A 19,707-nucleotide genomic window follows, 5' to 3' on the forward strand; every position below is an offset into this window, starting at 1 on the left:
CATCTTGATTGTTGCCCCGGCTGGAGAGAATTACAGGGGTAGAGCGAAATTCTACCAAAAAATCGCTTTGCGTCAAACCATTCTGCCTTCTTTATTGACCAAAGCTCATCAAGAGAGTGTTGCGTAATAGGACGAATTTCCGAGAGAATTAAGCCAGGCTCTCTATAAATTGTAGCTACTTTGGGGGCAATGTGTTATACTGGATGTAGACCAGATTGAAGAGGGAAGGGAAACTATGGCCGGTGTGTCTGCCATTTATAGCAGAATCATTGCTGCCCTGACCGGGGTGTTGGTTTTACTGGGGCTTTATTTGACCAGTTTGTATAGTTATCTGCTCTTCCACAGCCTGGCCGAAATATTTAGCATTATTGTGGCCTGCGGCATTTTTATGCTGGCCTGGAACTCCCGCCAATTTTTAGACAACAATTACCTGTTGCTGCTGGGCATTGCGTTTTTGTTTGTGGCCGGCCTGGATTTGCTCCATACGCTGGCCTATAAAGGGATGAACATATTTCCGGGATACAGCGCCAATTTACCCACGCAGTTGTGGATTGCGGCCCGGTATTTGCAGAGTATTTCCTTATTTATTGCCCCTCTATTTTTGCACCGTAACCTTAAACCTCATTCTGCGTTGATCAGTTATACTATTGTGTTTGGTTTATTGGTGGGCAGCATTTTCTACTGGCCCATTTTTCCCGATTGTTACCTTGAAGGGGTGGGGTTAACGCCCTTCAAAATATTCAGCGAGTACCTCATTTCGTTGATCCTCTTGGGGGCAATTATTCTGTTGTTGGGGTATCGCCGGGAGTTTAACCCCGGTATTTGGCGTTTGTTAGTGGCAGCTATTGTTTGCACCATTGGCGCCGAACTGGCCTTTACTTTTTATGTGGGCGTTTATGATTTACCCAACCTGATAGGCCACATCTTAAAGATTATGGCTTTTTATCTCATCTACAAGGCCATCATCGAGACCGGTTTGGTGAAACCCTATAGTATCCTGTTTAGGCACTTGAAACAAAGTGAAGAACGGCTACGGCAATATAATGCTGACCTGCAAGCCCGTAACGAAGAATTGGACGCTTTTGCCCATACCGTGGCCCACGATTTAAAAACTCCCCTATCCACTATTATTGTCTGCAATAACTTGCTCCGCGAAACTAAACCTAATGTGTTCAATGAGGAGCAATTGGAACTGACCCAGACCGTTGAAGAAACTGCCTTTAAAATGAACGACATTATTGACGATTTGCTGCTGTTGGCTGAAGTGCGTAAGGCAGAGGTGGAAGTTGAACCGCTGGATATGGCCCGCCTTATCACTGCCACCCGGCGACGTTTGGCCCGCATGATCGAAGAATGTCGAGGGGAAATCATCTCGCCCCGCACCTGGCCGGTAGTTTTGGGGTATGGCCCATGGATTGAGGAGGTCTGGGCCAATTACATCAGCAATGCCCTTAAATATGGCGGCCGGCCGCCGCGGGTTGAATTGGGCGCATCGGCCCAACCGGGCAATATGGTCCGTTTTTGGGTGCAAGATAATGGGGCCGGTCTCTCGGCTGAAGAGCAAAAAAAGTTGTTCCATTCGTTAGCCCGCCTTGGCCAACTGCGGGTGGGTGGGTATGGTTTTGGGTTGTCCATTGTTAAACGGATTGTGGAAAAACTCAATGGGCAGGTGGGCGTGGAGAGTGAGGGCGTGCCGGGCCAGGGCAGTTGTTTTTTCTTTACCCTGCCGGCGGAAAAGGGCCAGGGCAATGCCGGATTTTAAAGAAATCTATCAACACCATATGTTCATTATCGAGGTGTAACGTGCATGCAGAACTGGTGATGATTGGCAGCGAACTGCTGCTTGGCGAAATTGTTGATACCAATGCTAATAGATTGGCCAAAATGCTACGCCAGATTGGTCTGGACCTTTACTACAAAACCACCGTGGGCGACAACGAGGCCCGCATCACCGCAGTCCTCAAGCTGGCCCTGGACCGTTCGGACGTGGTCATTACTTCGGGTGGGTTAGGTCCCACGGTGGATGATATGACCCGCCAGGCCGTGGCCAACGCCACCGGGCGAAAACTGATCTACAGCAAAAAATTGGAGCGACAAATTGCCGCCCGGTTTCGCAGCTTTGGCCGGCAAATGGCCGACAACAACAAACGGCAGGCTTACCTTCCCGAAGGAGCTATCCCCTTGCGAAACCCGGTGGGCACGGCCCCCTGCTTTTTAAGTGAGGATGTGGCCGGGCGCGGCTTTATCATCTCTCTGCCCGGCGTGCCCCGCGAGTTGGAGTACATGATGGAAAATACCGTGCTGCCGCTGCTGGTTGAGCGGATGGGTGGGGCCAAAATTATCAAGGCCCGCATCCTACGCACCTGCGCCGTGGGCGAGAGCGATGTGGACCGGGCCATTGGCGATTTGATGACCGCGGCCAATCCTACCGTGGGCCTGGCCGCCCATCCCGGCCAAACCGACATCCGCATTACGGCCAAAGCCAACAGCGGGGTTGAAGCCGACGCCCTGATTGCGCCTATTGAGGCCGAACTGCGCCGGCGCCTGGGCGTGGCCATTTACGGCGTCGGTCAGGAAACTGTGCCGGAAGTGGTGGGGCGGCTGTTGATGGGGAAAGGGCTGAAGTTGGCCGTGCTTGACACCCTGACCGGGGGCCAATTGGTGCGCGACGTGTTGGAATGTGGCTATGGCGATTTAATTGTCACCGACCTGCGCCCCTCAAACCCACGTGAGGCTTTCCAGGCAGTGGACCTGCCGGGCCAAGCCGAGTTGGAAAAAGCAGACGGCTTTACCCAGGCTGCCGCCCTGGCCAGGGCGATTGCCCCGGCGGAAGGAGTCGGCTTGACGCTACTTGGTCCCTTGGACGATGGCGTGAACGACAACCTCACCTTCATTGCCGTATCCGGCAATTCGTTGGCCCAGGAAGTGCGGGAAAGAGGACGCACCCGCCGCTTCCGCAATCGGGAAGAGGATTATATTCGTCGCTGGTTGGTGACCCAGGGTTTGGATTGGGTGCGGCGGGCCGTGTTGGGCCAATTGACTTCGCCAGTGGATTGGAAATAGAGGAAAATGGCCTTAATCTAAAGGAAAAGCCTGGCTATATAGTCTGGCCAGGCCATATTTCAAGAAACCTATTGTTCGGGGAAATATAACGAGAAATGCAAAATAGATGGGCATGATAACCCCAAATATCAACCAAAGTATTTTTACCCTTTTACGCTCCTTGCCATAGAGAATAAGAATAGCACAAAATATATACCACCATAAATAGGTAAGCCCTAAGGCCCGGCCAATATCTTCTGTGCCCCTTAAAAAAGGAAAAAGTGGCAGGGCCAAATATAACGTAAAATATAAACCAAAACGCAGACCTTGAAGATTTGGGGTAGAGAAGATGAGGGCAATGATATTAAGAAGCCAAAGCGCCAGATAAATCAGGCTTGTGATCCGAAGCAGGTTGATGAAAGTATTAGTAGCCGTTTCGCTTAAAAGTGAAATGCCCCAACTTTCGGCCAAGGCTAATCCAATAACAATAATTAGTCCTGCCAGGCTGAGTAATTTGATTGGATGAGCAAGTATATCTGTGATGAAGACACTCATAAAAAAGGCGCCATAGCGACCTTTTTGGATCAAGGCGCTCTGTAGCTCAAGATAAGTACGAATAAGGCCAACGTCCCAAATATCGGCTCGCTGTTTGATCAACTCTTTTAGGGTTTGTTTGGGTTTGGTTGTTATGAATACTTTTTCATCCTCGTATGCCAGGTTGTAGCCAAGTTGGGCGGCCCGAATTGTGCTTTCTAAATCATCCCCCGGCAAAGCGCCACTATGATCCTTTAGCACTTTTTTAAGCTTTGTAACCTCCCATAAAACACCACTGCCGGAGAGACACACTACCACCCCTAATAAGCGTCGTAGTCTGTCGGTTACCAATAAATATTCAAGGGCTTGTAAAGATTCCAGAAAGGTTCCTGCCGGCAATCGCACTATGAATCCCATTGCCGCAAGTTTCTGGGCCTTCATTCGCTCAATGAGAACGTCAAGCGAGGCAGAGACTTCTTTGACCATCGCATCGGCATCTAATAAAAGGACATAAGTTGTTTTTACCTTTTCTAATCCGGTTTTGATGGCCCCAATTTTTTTGCCGTTGGGTTTGTTCTGAATAACAGAAATATTGTTATGGTTTTGGGCAATTTTTTGGACTATTTCCATTGACGTGTCGCCTGAATCATCATCGCAAATAATGATGTTGTATCGCTCGTTGAATCCCTCTTTGATGAGTTCTGCCAGGGTTGCGCCAATTGTTGTTTGTTCGTTATACATAGGAATGAGAATGGAGAGTTCTTTAGATACCATATTTGCGCTCATCGGGTGCAGCTTGCCGGAGTAGAGGTTAGTCGGATGGGTTCGCTGATTTTTCCGTTGATAACAGTGACCTTGTAGGGTGCCTTTGTATTGCCTTCTTCGCTGGAGAGAAAATAGAGCGTATTACGGTTTTGGACATCATCTCCCCATCCACAAATCACCTGTTCGTGACCCTGGAAAACAGGTAAGTCAAGGCGGGTCATTTGTTCTCGCAACCCGTCCAGAGGGCTAATGATGATGTCATTTATTTGGCTAAAATCAGGTGATTGAAAAGCGATCATTCTTTCTCCGGCAAAAGTGGCCGGCCCAGATAGATAAGGCCGACGGTCCCGGTCGTACCAAATATCGTTTGGATGTAGTATCCCTTTTCTTATCACAAACACCAGGTCTGATCGCAATTTTGGTTTTTTGTTTTCAAACTCAACGGCTACAATAGCCGCGAGCGGCCCAAGACCTGGCTCTATAATATTTGGACTTAACTCTGAGGTTACGGAAAAGTTATCAAGGTTTATGAAGTTGTTCACGCCCCTCTGCCCAATAATAATACCTTCATACCAAAAACTTTCTCTCCATTTGGGGAAAAATTGGCGTTGCAGTTGTTGGGGGTAGATTTCGTCTGTTAACACATAAACCAAAATGGGATTGTCGCTGGCATGGGTATAGCTTATTTTAAGGTCAATCTCTTGGGGAACGAGCGGAAGCGGTTTTTGCTGTAACTGTTCCTTTTCCAAAAGTTGTTCCAGTCGAATTTTCCAGCCTTCCTCTCCCCATTCAACCGGTAAAGCGTGAAATTTAGGCTGGGAAAGTGGCTCCACCTTATAATCTCGGACTGTGCCATCGTAATATCTGTACCGAAGCGTACTTATTCGCAACAAGGATGTTGCTTCAACCTGAAAGGCCCCAGTTTCTTCATCAAAGATCTGCTCAATTGTGGTTGATGGCTGAACATCTGCACCAGAGATCAAAGTTTTGGTGAGAGTTGTATTTTGACCCGTGATTAGATAATAAATTCCTGCAACAATCAGTATCAATATAATAATGACAGAAAAAGACAAGCGAGGTAAATATGTGGGCGATAAATCGGTGACATTTTTAATTGCGGCGCTTTTTGAAGAGATTGTTTCATTTTCCGGTTCTGATAATTCTTCTGGAGATACTGGTTTTTTATAATCGCCGCCGGTAGAGGTGATATGATAAGGTTGATACTTTTCATACCTGCTCGGGTTTTCTTCTTTAGCCCAGTCGAGGAGAGGTTCAAATAAATTCTTCTGTTCGGCATATTCAATCAGCTTGTGAACAACCTGAGTTTTACCGGCGCTTTCGGCCAATTGCTCATACACGGGTCTGAAGTTGGGATGATCATAACAAAAAAATCGAAGTTCTTCTACCCCAAAACCTTCAGTCAGGAGAGAGCGAAGGTTTTTTAAGTTATATTCTATGGTCATTGGCCTTTTTTAAACCCATTAAGTGGTTTGTGATTACCAGGTGACGTTTATTTGTCGTTTGCTTTGATTTTGACCCGATTACGGTACACCAACCCGACCAGGGCATAATAACCAAAAATTAAAATTCCACCAGCCAATAGCAACACGCCGCTGGCAAATTGTTGCAAATATGGATTGACGCCATTAACCGTTAAAAAATATTGCCAGAGGGCCACAAAGGCCGCTCCAACCAACCCGCCGATAACAGTGCCAAATCGTCCCCCCAGGCAGGTGCCGCCAATAATCACGGCCAGGATCACGTTGATTTCCAGATTCAGGCCTACGGTGGGCGTGCCTATGCGGAGACGTTGCAGCAGCAGGATGCCGGCAAATCCGGCCATAAAACTGGAGAGCAGGTACGGCCCGCCAACAAAAATGGCCCGCTTCAGCCAGGATTCCGCTTGTTCAGGCTGGCCGGGTGCGGGTCTCCGGCCAAAGGGGGTCAGTTGAACCAGCAAAATCCCCCCAATCCCAACAACGGCAAACAGAATCCAGCCCAGCACGGGTAAAAAATTAAAAATTGAGCTGTCTGTTCTGCCCAACTGAACCGGATATCCTTCAGTTAGCATAAAAGCAAGGCCGCGCGCTAAAGCCAACATGGCCAGGGTGATCAGCACGCCCGGTATCCGGGCCAGGCCAACCAGGACCCCATTAATTAAACCAATCAGCAGGGCTATCCCCAAGCCCAGGATGATGGCCATTACGGGCGACCCATCTTGCATCATCAGGGCTACAATCACGCCAATCAGGGCCACCACCGACCCCACCGAAAGGTCTAAGCCGCCCGCGCCCACAATCATTACCATGGCCGGCGCCATCAAACCAATCATGAGCAGGTTAGGCATCAGCCCTTTTAAATTAAAATTCCCGGCGCTAACCACAATGATGGCCAGTATCGCCGTCAGCCCGAACAAGACGCCTATCCAAATCAGGCTGGCCACCAGTCGCCAGGCCGTATTTTTATAAAAGTGGGCAGGCTTTGGCCCGTTTGGTAAAGACATTTCGTTATTCATTGCCAGCACTCCTTTTGTTATTAACATTCTTTGGCCCATTCTACCATAAGAAAAGAATCTACACCATGCGCTATTTTGTTTTTTCTGCATCCTTGAGTTATGATAAAAGTTATACTTACCGGTTAAACTTAATGGCTCTGTCATCACCGACGAATGACGAACGACCAACGACCAATTTTTGTCGTTCGTCCTTTGTCGTTGGTCAGGAATGGCAAAATGTAACATAACCCGTGTAACAACTTTGGAGGACAACGTCTATGTCTCATGAAAAGATTTTTGGCACCGATGGCATCCGCCGAAAAGTGAGCGATTTTACCGTAGAGTTTCTGATCCATTTGGGCCAAACCATTGGCTACTGGTTGGGGCAAAACAACCAAACGGCCACCGTTTTGATTGGCCGGGACACCCGCCGGTCGGGCGAACTGATTGAGGCGGCCCTGACCACCGGCCTGCTGGCGCAGGGGGTCAACGTGAGCAGTTTAGGCGTGATCCCCACCTCCGGCGTGGCCTACCTGACCAAAGAAACCGAGGCCAGGTTGGGCATTATGCTTTCGGGGTCGCATAACTCCGCGGCCGATAATGGTATCAAATTCTTTAATGAGCAGGGCTTCAAGCTGACTGAAACAACAGAGCAAGAAATCGAAGCGCTTTTAGGTCAACATAAGCCTTACCCGTTAGTGGCCTACGACCGGTTGGGTAAAATCAAACCCGGCCAGCAGTATTTCACCCAGTATGCCGAACACCTGGTCACTTCCTGGAAAGGCAAAAAAAATCTGGCCGGCTGTAAAATTGTGGTTGACTGCACCCATGGCGCCACCTATCAACTTGGCCCGGATGTGCTGAAACGGCTGGGAGCCGAAGTGATTGTTTTGAACAACCAACCCGACGGCTTGAATATCAACCCGGATTATACCGGCAGTTACGACTCTCACAAACCGGCTTCGGTGCCGGAGTTGGTGGTCAAAAGCAAGGCCAATTTTGGCATCGGCTTTGACGGCGATGGCGACCGGCTGCTGCTGGTGGATGAGCAGGGCAATTACCTGGACGGCGACCACATTCTGGCCATGCTGGCCCAAGATATGCAGGCACGCCATTGTTTAACCAATAATACCGTGGTAACCACCATTATGCGCAACCTGGGGCTGGACCTGGCTTTTGAGCAGATGGGCATTGGCCTAGCTGTGACGCCCGTAGGCGACAAATACGTGGCCGATTGTATGGTCCAGAACAATTACGTGTTGGGCGGCGAGCAGGCCGGGCACATCATTATCTTTGAAGACGGCCAAACCACGGGCGACGGCATCTATGTGGCCCTCAGAGTGGCCGCGCTGCTGGTCAATTCGGGCCAACCCCTCTCCGCCCTGGCCGGTATGATGCAGCAGTATCCGCAGAAGATAGAACACGTCAGAAACGTTCCCCCCACCGAATCATTGGCCGAAATCACGGGCCTGGTCGAGCAGATCAAAAAGTCTGAGGAAGTTTTGACCCGTTCCGGCCCGCAATTTATCAACGTTAGATATTCTGGCACGGAAAGGGGTTTGGTGCGGATTACGGTCAAGGGCATTGTTCAGGCAGAAATTGAGCAAGAAGCCGCTAAAATTGCCGCAGTGATTGAAACATGGCAAAAATCACAGGGAGCAGGCTAAGGAAAAGGCTCAAATAACTTGCTTGTTCAACTACAAGGGGCAGGTTAAGCTGTTCTACAAGGTGACCTCTGCTCTATTGAAAAAAATCTGTTAAGGAGATAAACTGATGAAAGTTGATCCGGGCATTTTTAGAGCCTACGATATTCGCGGTATTTATCCAGATGAGTTGAATGAAAAGACCGGATACGCCATTGGCCGCGCTTTTGTTACCTTTTTGGGCATTGACCGGGTAATTGTGGGGCGCGATATGCGTCTCTCCGGCCCGCAGATGTTTGATGCGGTGAGCCGGGGTTTGATGGACCAGGGTGCGGATGTGATCAACATAGGCATGGTCAGCACCGACCAATATTACTATGCCTGCGCCACCCTGGGCCACGCCGGAATAATGGTTACGGCTTCGCACAATCCAGCCCAATACAGCGGCTTAAAAATGGTCAAAAAAATGCCCCAACTACTCAGCGGCGACGGCGGTATTCAAGACCTGCGGCAGATTGTGGAAAACGACGCTTACGCTCAACCAACCCGCACCGGCGCGATGACGGAACAAGATTTGAGTGAGGATTTTGTAAACATGGTTTTGAGCTTGATTGATCGTGAAACCCTGGCTTCGCTCAAAGTGATCGCCGATACCGGCAACGGCATGGTTGGCCCCATTCTCACCCGCATCTACAAACGACTGCCCGGCATCAACCTGACTGGCATGTATCTGGAGCCTGACGGCAGCCTGCCCAATCATGGTTTAGACCCGCTCCAGCCCGAAAACCGGGCGGAGCTGGAACAGCGCGTGGTGGCCGACGGCGCAGACATCGGCTTTGCCTTTGACGGCGACGGCGACCGTTTTTTTACCATTGACAACCGGGGTGAATTTGTGCCCGGCGACTTTTTGACCGCCTTAATGGGCCAATATTATTTAAAAAAATATCCCGGCTCCAAGATATTGTACGACGTGCGCGCTTCCTGGGCCGTGCCCGATTTGATCACCGCTGCCGGCGGCACGCCCTTAATGGAACGGGTGGGTCATGCCTTTATCAAAGCCCGCATGGCCAAAGAAGATGCTGCTTTTGCCGGTGAAGTGACTGGCCATTACTACTTCAAGGATTTCTTCTTTGCCGATTCTGGCATCATTCCCTCACTCATCATCCTGGATATTCTCTCCAAAAAGAAAGCCAGCCTGGCTGAACTCCTCGAACCTTTGGAGGCCAAATACTTCATCTCCGGCGAAATCAACACCCGCATCTCCGGCGATCCCAAAGCCAAAATGCAGGAGTTGGCCGATACCTTCAAAGACGCCGACATCCATTGGTTGGATGGCGTCTCTATTACTTACAACAACTGGCATTTCAACGTTCGCCCCTCCAACACCGAGCCGCTATTGCGCCTGAACCTGGAGGCCAAATCACAGACATTAATGGAAGAAAAGCGGGACCAGGTTTTGGACATTATTCGCAACTGATTTGGGTCATTCTCACATGAATTTATTGAGGCAGTTCAAAACGTGGTGGTGGGTGCATTTAACGGCCACTGCTCCCACAGAAGTTGATCGGGAATTGGCCTGGCGAGGGTATGTGCTGAATACCATCCTATCGGGGTTGATTGTCCTGACCGCCCTTTTTTTTGTACAGGACCTCATCTATTGGTCATTGGGGTTGGATAGTGGATCAGCCCTATTAGCCGTGCTCCTGTTGGCAGTTTTTATTTTCCTCTTTTGGCTCTCCCGCAAAAGAAACATCCCTCTGGCTATTTTTTTATTTAGTCTGGTGAATGTGGCGGTTAGCTTTCTGCTCAGCTTGGGCTGGGGTGTCGCCGATATAGCCACAAATGCTTTTTACGTGATGGCTATTGTGCAAACCGGCCTTCTGTTGCGGGGCCGGGTTTTTGTTTTGGTGTTAGGCACCTTACTCCTGGGATATATGAGCATTGGCTGGGCTGAACTCCGGGGTTGGTTTGCGCCTCCCTTTCACACCGAATTGAGCGCAAACCATATCAGTGTCACCGTTTTGCTCATCTTTTTGACTTTTTTGGGGTATGTTACCTCGCATTTGATTGACCGGGTCTTGTCCGCCCAAGTGGTCGAAGCCACCCGCCGACAAGAATTGGAAAGCCGCACCAGTATTGCCATCGAACTCCAGATGAGTATGCTACCCACTCATTCCCCCAATTATACCGGGTTCGAGATTACCGGCCAATCAATCCCCGCCCGTGATGTGGGTGGTGATTTTTATGACTATCATCAATTGGCCAATGGTGAATTGGCCATCATTATCGGTGATGTTACCGGTAAAGGAATACCGGCGGCTTTGCTGATGGCCGTAACCACCGGCATGATTGATAGTTTGATCCCCACCGCCGCAGAACCAACCGAACTGTTGGTGGTGGCTACCTCTCGCTTGCAGAAGCATAGCCAGCGTAGCGGTTTGAACGCCGCCTGTTTGGCGGCATTTCTAAAAAGAAGCGGCGCATTGTGTGTGGCCAATGCCGGTTGCATTGCGCCCATCGTGCGCCGCACCAGTGGCCAGGTGGAGTGGCTGGACGTTTTTGGCCTGCCCATGGGCGTAGAAAACAACCTCAACCACTATCACCAGGTTCAAACCATCCTGACGCCGGGGGATATGGTTGTCTTTACTACCGATGGAGTGGTTGAAGCTCGCAATGAGGCTGAAAAAATTTTTGGCTTTGAAGCCCTGGAATCTATTGTGGCCTCTGGCCCGTCTCAGAGCGCTGAAGAAATGAAGCACTATATTTTGGATCGAGTGGAGGCGCATCGGGGTTCGGCGGAACAAAACGATGATGTGACCGTGGTTGTAGTGAGAGTCAAGGGGGATTTACCCCGCCGGGGATAATGCCGGGGCATCATTTTTAGATTTCCTCTCGTCTCCCTGGGAGATCAACCTAGATGAAAATCGGTATTCTGGCACTACTGGGCAGCCGATTCGACAAAACCAAGCCAGGGAAATATCTTGACCATTTTTTTTAACGTTTGCCGGAAATACCGGCGGCCTGTTTTCTGAAAGGCAAACCCTTCCCCACCAGTTTTATCCTATCCCCCTTTTAACCAACTTGGGCTGCCCCTATGCTTGCGATTTTTGCTGCGATTGGAATAATTGAGGGATTATGTTACGCCATTTTTTTCTAAGACTTTCAGCCAGTAAAACAGCCCGCCGGTTGGTAACTCACTTTGGCCCGGCCCGGCGTTTGGCCCGCCGTTTTGTGGCCGGGGAAACCCTGGCCGAGGCTGTGGCCGTAGTTAAAAAATTGAACCAACACGGCCTCAAGGCCATTCTCAATGAAGTGGGTGAGGATGTAACCACTGAAGCTGAGACTATCCAGGCGGCCAACGTATGCCGGGAACTTTTGCAACGGATTCATACAGAGCGGTTAGACGCCACCATTTCGCTCAAGCCCTCTCACGTGGGCCTGGCCTTTGGCCGCGACTTTTGCTACAAAACCATTGCCGGAATTGTGCAAACGGCCCAACAGTTGGACCTGACTGTGGAAATTGATATGGAAGGCAGCGCGGATGTTGATGATACGCTCAGTATCTACCACCGGCTGCTGGATACCTTTGGCGGTGGCATTCGCCTGGCCCTCCAGGCTTACCTGTTCCGCACCCCCACCGACCTTGAGCGCATCATTGAACGAGGCGGCGCGGTGCGTTTGGTTAAAGGGGCCTACAATGAGGCGCCGGAGATTGCTTACCAGGGCAAACAAGAGATCAGGCAAACGGCCAAAGTATTGATGACCCAATTTTTCACCGGCCAGGCCCGCCAAAAAGGCGCTTACCTGGCCCTTGGCTCCCACGACCCGGTGCTGCTAGATTGGCTCATCCGCACCGCCGACGCGCAGCAAGTTCCCCGGAAACGATTTGAGGTTCAAATGCTCTTGGGCGTGCGTCGCCGCGAGCAGCAGCGCCTGGCCGATTTGGGGTACCAGGTGCGGGTTTACGTGCCTTATGGCCGGGCCTGGTATCCCTATTTTATGCGTCGTTTGGCCGAACGCCCGGCCAATGTGTTGTTGATCGGCCGGGCTGTTTTTACAAAATGATGGTCTTGCCCCTCGGCAACTATTCAAGTAACATCATAAATCGCCGGTAGGCTTCAGCCCAGGCCTCGCCATGTTGCGGCTCGTAAGTTTCCACGGGGAAGGAACGGCGCACCACTTCGCGGCCTTCGCTCAGGGAGCTAATCTGGCCTAGGGCCAGCATTTGCAGCAGAATGTTGCCAATGGCCGTGGCCTCGACGGGGCCGGTCACCACGCGGCGGCCTGTGGCATTGGCCGTGAATTGGTTGAGTAGCTTATTTTGCGATCCACCGCCCACAATGTGAATGACGCTCAAATCCCGGCCCGTCATCTCTGCCACTTTTTCCGCCACCCACCGGTATTTGAGGGCCAGGCTTTCCAGGGCGCAGCGCACCAGCGCGCCTTTAGTGGTGGGTGGGGTTTGGCCGGTGCGCCGGCAAAATTCCTGAATGCGGGCCGGCATATCGCCCGGGGCCAGGAACGAGCCGTCATCCGGGTCAACAAAGGCGGTAAAGGGCGCGGCTTCGCCGGCCAGCCGGGTCAGTTCATCGTAAGAAAACTCCTCGCCCTGGGTGGCCCAGGTGCGGCGCGACTCTTGCACCAGCCACAGGCCCATAATATTCTTCAGCAGGCGGATGGTATTTTCAACGCCCCCTTCGTTGGTAAAATTATAGGCCAGGCTCTGCTCATTGATGATGGGCTGGCTGATTTCCACTCCCATCAGCGACCACGTGCCGGAACTGAGATAGGCAAAACCGGCCTCGTCACTTTTAGCCACCGGCACCGCCGCCACTGCGCTGGCCGTATCGTGGCTGCCGGGCACAATCACCTCAATATCATTTTTAAGGCCCAGTTCTTCGGCCAGCGGGGGTAGCATGGGGCCAAGTTTGGTGCCGGGCTGGATGATCTCCTGGAAAATGTGGGTAGGAAGGCCCAGCATATCCAGCAAGGTGGTTGACCACTTCCGGCGCTGCATGTCGTAACACTGGCTGGTGCTGGCAATGGTGAACTCGTTGGCTTTTTGGCCCGTGAACCAGTAATGGAACAAATCCGGCATAAAGAGCAAGGCGTCGGCAATTTTCAGGGCCGGGGCGTTTTGTTGGGCCATAGCCAGGAGTTGAAAGAGCGAGTTTAGCTGCATAAATTGCAGCCCGGTTTGGGCAAAAATCTCCTCGTGGGGCACAACTTGGCAGGCCTTTTCAATCATGCCGTCGGTGCGGCTGTCCCGGTAATGGTAGGGGTTGCCGATGAGCATCCCCGTCCGGTCGAGCAGGCCAAAATCAACCCCCCAGGCATCCACGCCCAAAGAGGTGATCTCAAGCGTTTGTTCGTTGACGGTTTTGGCCAATCCTTTTTTCATTTCCCCAAATAGATTCAGGGTGTTCCAGTGCAAACTGTGGTGGATACGGGTGGGGCCGTTGGCAAAACGATGCGTCTCTTCTAAAAACAGCTTGTCCCCGTCAAAGCGGCCCACCACCGTCCGCCCGCTTTCTGCGCCCAGGTCAAAGGCTAAAAGGTTGCTGGTTTTGGTCATTATTTTTCCCTCTGTGGTAATTGTTAGACGGCAGACGGAAAACGAGAATAAAGTGCCCCCCGTCTACCGTGGGTCTGTCCCAATTTGGGACCATAGGATAGGGACAGGACAATGTCCTGTCCCTACCGCCAAAATTTTTTGTGATCAATACTTGCCGTATAACGGTCCAAAATTAGCGCAGGCCCGGAAATCGGCGCCCATTGGCTCGTTGGCCCCAAAGGCGGCCCAGGCGCTGGGGCGGAAGATGCGTTCTTCGGGGACGTTGTGCATGTATACCGGGATGCGCAACATCGAGGCCAGGGAGATCAGATCGGCCCCCAGGTGGCCGTAGCTGATGGCCCCGTGGTTGGCGCCCCAATTGGCCATTACCGTGTACACGTCGCGGAAGGGGCCGCTGCCGGTAACGTTGGGCGCAAACCAGGTAGTCGGCCAGGTGGGATTGGTGCGTTGGTCCAAGACGTCGTGCACTTCCGGCGGCAGGTCAACGGTGTATCCTTCGGCAATTTGCAGGGCCGGGCCAAGCCCTTTCACCAGGTTGAGACGGCACATGGTCACCGGCATGCCGCCGCGAGTGAGGAAGCGGGTAGACCAGCCCCCGCCCCGAAAATACTCCACCATCGAGGTGTGCCAGGTCGTCGCTTCCAGGCATTTCGCCACCTCGGCCGGGGTGATTTCCCAGAAGGGTTTCATGGCCGGTTGCCCGTCCTTTGACTGCTGGCCGGCGCCATCCAGGGTAGCCGGACCGGAGTTGATCAGGTGCAGGATGCCGCCTTCGGCCCGGCCCGTCAACCGGTAGCCGGTCACGCGCTTAACCGCGGCCGGACTCCAGTAGGTGCGCACGTCGGCAAAAATCTGGGCCGCGCTGGTGAGCAAGTGGCCAAAAAGCATGGAGATGCCGTTGAGGGCGTCGTTTTCGGTAGCCATAATGTAAGGGGCGCGGATGCCGTTCCAGTCAAACGAGGTATTGAGCATGGCCTCCATAAAGTCGCCGTTGGGCCGGTGGTCGGTCCACTGGCGCTGGCCCTGAAACCCGGCGGCCAGGGCGTTGTGGCCCAGCGCCTCCTCGCCAAAGCCCAATTCGGCCAGGCGTGGATTCCCCGTCATCAGGTCGCGCCCAATCAGGGCCATTTTGATAGAATATTGCCAGGCGGCGTCTTTTTCGGCCTGGCTATGCTGCATAGATGGCGGGTTGTAATCTTTGCCTTTTTGCAAGTTTTCATTGCACCAGGCCAGGGCCTGTTCAAATTCAACGGGGTCATAAATGTTGCGCTCAATGCGCCGGGCAAATTCGCTCATATCAATATCTTCCACCCGCATGCCCAGGTAGGCTTCAAACAAAGCCTGATCCACAATGGACCCGGCAATGCCCATAGACGTGCCGCCGATGGATAGGTACGATTTGCCCCGCATGGTGGCCACCGCCAAACCGGCCCGGGTAAATTGCAATAATTTACCGGCCACGTCCGCCGGGATGGAGGTGTCGGTTGAATCCTGCACGTCGCGCCCGTAAATGCTGAAGGCGGGCACGCCCTTTTGGCTGTGCCCGGCCAAAACTGCGGCCAGGTAGACCGCGCCGGGGCGCTCGGCGCCGTTGAAGCCCCACACGGCTTTGGGCAGGTAGGGGTCCATATCCATTGTTTCCGCGCCGTAACACCAGCAGGGGGTCACGGTGATAGAAACGCCCACGCCTTCCTGTTTGAACTTCTCGGCGCAGGCCGCGGTTTCGGCCACCCGGCCAATGGTGCCATCGGCAAGCACGCACTCAACCGGCAGGCCGTTGGCGTGGCGCAGATTTGTAGTGAGCAATTTGGCCACAGCCCTGGCCATATTCATGGTCTGCTCTTCCAACGATTCTCTCACGCCGCCCAGTCGCCCGTCAATGGTGGGGCGGATGCCAATTTTGGGCATGTCGCCCCCTAACCTGTTTGCTGGGGGGTTCATTTTGATATTTTGCACGTTTGCCATTATCTGTCTCCTTAACATAGATATTCAGAAAAAGAATTTGAATTTTTGCCGGGTAGAGATAGGACATTATCCTGTCTCTACCCAAAAACATTATCTGAACAACTATCGTTTTTATCCTTACGCACTGATTTCATATTTTGTAGCCAAACTTTGCAACTGCAGAAAGTCCTCGCGGTGTTTTTGATAGGTGCTGCGGAACAGGGGCAGCAGTTCTTGGTAGAAGGCGTGGCGTCGTTTGTTTGGCGCAACTGCCGGACCATAAGCGGCCCAGGTTTGAGCGGTGGGGCCGGGTTCAAAAAGCCCCACGCCTCCCCCGGCCAGCAGTAACGCGCCCAGGGCGGATTGCTCGCTGACTTCCAGCCGCTGCACGGGCAAGTTAAAAACATCCGCCACAATGTGCTGCCATAGCCGGCTGCCGGCCCCGCCGCCCGCCATGATGATGCGGTTGGGCCTGGCCCCTAACTCGGCCAAAACCTGGTAGGCGTCGTAACAGGCCAGGGCGACGCCTTCCATCACCGCCCGGACCAACTCGGCCTGGCCGTGGCTGGCGGTGAGACCTAAAAAGAGGCCCCGCGCCTGGGGATCCATGTGGGGGGTGCGCTCGCCGGCCAGATACGGCAGAAACAGGAGGCCCTTGGCCCCCGGAGGGACCTTTTCTGCCCAGGCCGTCATCTGTTGGTAGGCTTTTTCGCCCCACAGACCCAAAATTTCATCCCGCAACCAGCGCAGGGTCATCCCGGCCGAAAGCAGGGCAGCCATTTGATACCAACCGGCCTGCTCCGGCCCCGGCGGTAAAGCGCCGCAAAACGTGTGGACGCGACCCCGCCGGTCTACGTGTACGTTTAGAGCCGGCAAAACAATTTGCCCGCCGGTGCTGATGGTCAGAAGCAGGGTTTGGGTGTCAACAATACCGGCCCCCAACGCGGCGCAGGCCGTATCGGCGGCTCCGGTGACAACGGGAATGTCCGGCGCCAGGCCCAGGGTTTCGGCGGCTCGCCGGGTGAGCGTCCCGGCTATTCTACCGGCGGATTGCACGGGGGGCAGGTTGGCCCGGTCCAGGCCCAACACGGCCAATATCTCGGCAGACCAGTCGCGCTCGTGGATGTTGAATAGAAGCGTGCCGGAGCCGTCGCTGGGGTCTGTGTTGTATTCGCCGATCAGACGCCAGCGCAGGTAATCTTTAGGCAGCAGGATTGTTTCTATTTTTTGCCAGCGGTCGGGATCGTTTTGTTGGAGCCAGCGCAGGGTGGCGGCCTGGAAGCCGGTAGCTACCGGACTGCCGGTCAACTCAATCAGGTGTTCGGCCCCCACCAGGTTGGTGACTTCTTGCACCTGGCGCTGGCTGCGCTGGTCGGGCCAGATGATGGCCGGGCCAAGCAATTTGTCCTCTTTATCCAGCAATACCGTGCCGTGCATTTGCCCGGAGAGGCCAATGGCCGCCAGCGAAACCGATTTGCGGCCCACGCTGCTCAAAACCTGGTGGATGGCCGTGATGGTCGCCCGCCACCAATCGTCCGGGTTTTGCTCCGCCCAATCGGGTTGAGGGCGGTGGATGGGGTATTCGGCGTTGCCCTGGCCAAGAATTTTGCCGGTTTCAGCGGCCAACAAGACTTTAACCGAGGAGGTGCCGAGGTCAATGGCGAGTAGCTGCGACATAAATCACCACTTGCATCAGTTACTCCAAAATCTTATCAATTTTGGCCTGCATCTCTTTGGCCTCAGTCTGGCTCAAAGCGCCAACCTCTAAATCAAAATGGAATTCGCCGCCGGGGGGCAGCACTTTGAGATTGCCTTTGGCTTTTTCGGCGGTGTAACCTTCCGGTTCGGCGGTGGCGGGCAGTAGCAAACCCAGGCAGTCCTGGTCGGCGGTGCGGCTGATCCAGCGGACGCCGTGATCCAGTTGGGCGGGGCGATGGCTGATAAAGTCGGCGGCGCCGTTGGGATGGAGTTGCATGCTGTGCGCCCAGCCGGATTCGTCGGCCAGATAGTCAATAAAAAAGACCACTTCCGGGTCAAAGGCCAGGTCAGGAGCCAGCATGTTGTGTTTTTCAGGATTCATTTCCAAATCCGCCAGGAATTCACGATAGCCTTCCGGCGGGTGGATGTGGGAGGGAATGCTGCTGCGCACACGCACGTGGTTGGGGTTGCAGGGGGCGCTGTAGACCAGTTTGCCGTTGTCAACCGGGCGGAAGTTGACGTGCGCCAGGTACATCAATTCCATTGCCGAACGTTTGAGGTTTTTGATGGTCATTGAAACGGCCACGCGGCTGGAGCGGGCATAAAGTTTTACCAGGGGTTGGGCCAGGTAATTGTGGTTAAAAGCCACGGTGTATTGATAAGCGCCGGTGACGCCCATGTACGGGCCGCGTTCATCCCGGCCCAGCACCAGTTGGGCGGTTTGATAGGGGGCGTTGGGCAACTCGCCATGCAGGGGATGCGAGTCGGCTGCAGTAGGGACGCCCATAGCCGTAGCGCCGCAGTGGACCAGAAACGCGCCGTAGGTGTGCAGGTAGGCGGTGGTGGGATAGGGCGCGGTAAACATAGATTTCATGGTCAGGGTGCGCCCGTGAAATTCAACGTCCCAGATTTGTTGGCCCTGAAAGGGCAGCATCACCAGTTGGCCCACTTGGTTGGCCAAACGCAGACCGGCTACACCCGTGCTGAACAAGAATGTAGAAGCGTTTAGCCCTTCGTATTCGGCCAGAGTCTTTTCGGCCTTGGTGAAAAAGTTAGGTTGCAGATGAATGGTTGTTTGCCAAGACATAAAAACCCTCCTTTAGTGAAAATAGTGAACACACCCAAAGGTCGTCCGGCAACCGAATATTGCCCGGCCCCAAAGGTTGTGCCCACAAATTGCAAGTTAAAAAATCAGGGTGGGGTATAAATTAAGTTGTCAAAAGCTTGCGGCCAGTCTTCTGACATTTTAACAACGGTGAGGAAAACGCGCAAGGCGTTACGTGAATCATGAACGTCCGGTTCTTGGAGCAGGCAATTTTAGCGGGACCGGTCAAGAAAGATGTTTTGCGGAGGAGAAACTCTCTAGAATTTCAGTTTTTCCCTGCCCGGCCAGTTCTGGATGCAACTGATTTCGACAATGCCCTGCCGGTGGCTGTAATCGTAACTTCGCAGCATGCTTTTTAACGCTATCCGGCGAACCGTTACTGAAATAAAAATACCCCCGGGGCGACTCGAACGCCCGCACCTGGCTGAATTTATGGGACACAGTGTCCAGTATTCAGAACCGGCAGGACTTCCGCAAAAACTGGGGCTGGGCACTCAGCGCCGGAATTGGCATGCTGCCGGTTATCGGCACGGCGTATGATATTGCCTGTTTGGCTTTTGAACGAGATCTGATCACGGGCGAAAAACTGTCGGACGCGGAAAAGCTGTTGATAATGGCCGGCCTGATTGGGGGGCTGATCGGGGCCAGCTTCCTGGATGAAGCCTTTGATCTCAGTTCGGAACTGCTCAAGAATGTGAGCCGGGTGGATGACCTGGCCGATGCGGCCAAAGGGGGCAAAGCCATTGGCCATCTTGACGAAGTGGCCGACGCGGCCAAGGGCTTGGGGCATCTGGACGAGGTAATGGAGGCGGCCAAGAACCTGGATAATGTGGACGACGCCCTTGATATTGCCAAGAACCTGGACAACCTAGACAACGCCCTGGACGCTACCAAAAATCTGGACGAG

The 19,707-nt window shown here is 53.1% G+C and carries 14 protein-coding genes; 7 read left to right on the forward strand and 7 right to left on the reverse strand.

Annotated features, from left to right (window positions below):
* Positions 1–235 precede the first annotated feature (235 nt).
* A complete protein-coding gene (locus tag JW953_10510) occupies positions 236–1,762 on the forward strand; it encodes a hypothetical protein (protein ID MBN1993125.1) in 1,527 nt (508 codons plus the stop codon).
* A 41-nt stretch (positions 1,763–1,803) separates the two neighbouring features.
* On the forward strand, positions 1,804–3,063 hold the full coding sequence (locus JW953_10515; protein MBN1993126.1) for a CinA family nicotinamide mononucleotide deamidase-related protein: 1,260 nt from the start codon (positions 1,804–1,806) through the stop codon (positions 3,061–3,063).
* 12 nt (positions 3,064–3,075) lie between these two features.
* Here JW953_10515 and JW953_10520 read toward each other — a convergent pair whose 3' ends face one another.
* The 3 genes from JW953_10520 to JW953_10530 are packed head-to-tail and all read right to left on the reverse strand — an operon-like array spanning position 3,076 to position 6,856.
* Positions 3,076–4,350: a glycosyltransferase family 2 protein gene (locus tag JW953_10520; protein MBN1993127.1), complete on the reverse strand. Its 1,275-nt coding sequence runs from the start codon at positions 4,348–4,350 to the stop codon at positions 3,076–3,078.
* Between the two features lie 8 nt (positions 4,351–4,358).
* Positions 4,359–5,804 carry a hypothetical protein gene (locus JW953_10525; GenBank protein MBN1993128.1) on the reverse strand — a complete coding sequence of 482 codons (1,446 nt, stop codon included), beginning with the start codon at positions 5,802–5,804 and terminating at the stop codon, positions 4,359–4,361.
* A gap of 47 nt (positions 5,805–5,851) precedes the next feature.
* A complete protein-coding gene (locus JW953_10530) occupies positions 5,852–6,856 on the reverse strand; it encodes an ABC transporter permease (protein ID MBN1993129.1) in 1,005 nt (334 codons plus the stop codon).
* Positions 6,857–7,113: 257 nt separating this feature from the next.
* On the opposite strand from JW953_10530, the gene glmM reads away from it, so the two are divergent.
* The 4 genes from glmM to JW953_10550 all read left to right on the forward strand — a co-directional run bounded on the left by glmM (position 7,114) and on the right by JW953_10550 (position 12,543).
* Positions 7,114–8,502 (forward strand): phosphoglucosamine mutase, encoded by a 1,389-nt coding sequence (glmM, locus tag JW953_10535; GenBank protein MBN1993130.1) that lies wholly within the window; start codon positions 7,114–7,116, stop codon positions 8,500–8,502.
* 106 nt (positions 8,503–8,608) lie between these two features.
* Positions 8,609–9,955 (forward strand): phosphomannomutase/phosphoglucomutase, encoded by a 1,347-nt coding sequence (locus JW953_10540; protein MBN1993131.1) that lies wholly within the window; start codon positions 8,609–8,611, stop codon positions 9,953–9,955.
* Between the two features lie 16 nt (positions 9,956–9,971).
* Entirely contained in the window at positions 9,972–11,342 is a 1,371-nt protein-coding gene (locus JW953_10545; protein MBN1993132.1) for a PP2C family protein-serine/threonine phosphatase, read from the forward strand.
* Between the two features lie 271 nt (positions 11,343–11,613).
* Entirely contained in the window at positions 11,614–12,543 is a 930-nt protein-coding gene (locus JW953_10550; protein MBN1993133.1) for a proline dehydrogenase family protein, read from the forward strand.
* 19 nt (positions 12,544–12,562) lie between these two features.
* On the opposite strand, the gene JW953_10555 is transcribed toward JW953_10550, so the two are convergent.
* The 4 genes from JW953_10555 to JW953_10570 all read right to left on the reverse strand — a co-directional run bounded on the left by JW953_10555 (position 12,563) and on the right by JW953_10570 (position 18,782).
* On the reverse strand, positions 12,563–14,053 hold the full coding sequence (locus JW953_10555; protein MBN1993134.1) for a rhamnulokinase: 1,491 nt from the start codon (positions 14,051–14,053) through the stop codon (positions 12,563–12,565).
* 144 nt (positions 14,054–14,197) lie between these two features.
* The gene (locus JW953_10560) at positions 14,198–16,018 is read right to left on the reverse strand and encodes an L-fucose isomerase (GenBank protein ID MBN1993135.1); all 1,821 of its coding nucleotides are present in this window, start codon (positions 16,016–16,018) and stop codon (positions 14,198–14,200) included.
* Between the two features lie 117 nt (positions 16,019–16,135).
* Positions 16,136–17,674, reverse strand: coding sequence for a xylulokinase (gene xylB, locus JW953_10565; protein MBN1993136.1), 1,539 nt, complete (start codon positions 17,672–17,674; stop codon positions 16,136–16,138).
* 19 nt (positions 17,675–17,693) lie between these two features.
* Positions 17,694–18,782, reverse strand: coding sequence for a DUF4432 family protein (locus JW953_10570; protein MBN1993137.1), 1,089 nt, complete (start codon positions 18,780–18,782; stop codon positions 17,694–17,696).
* Between the two features lie 460 nt (positions 18,783–19,242).
* On the opposite strand from JW953_10570, the gene JW953_10575 reads away from it, so the two are divergent.
* The coding region (locus JW953_10575; protein ID MBN1993138.1) for a pre-toxin TG domain-containing protein at positions 19,243–19,707 on the forward strand (465 nt) is incomplete at its 3' end.

It is taken from the genome of Anaerolineae bacterium, assembly GCA_016931895.1.
Taxonomy (GTDB): domain Bacteria; phylum Chloroflexota; class Anaerolineae; order 4572-78; family J111; genus JAFGNV01.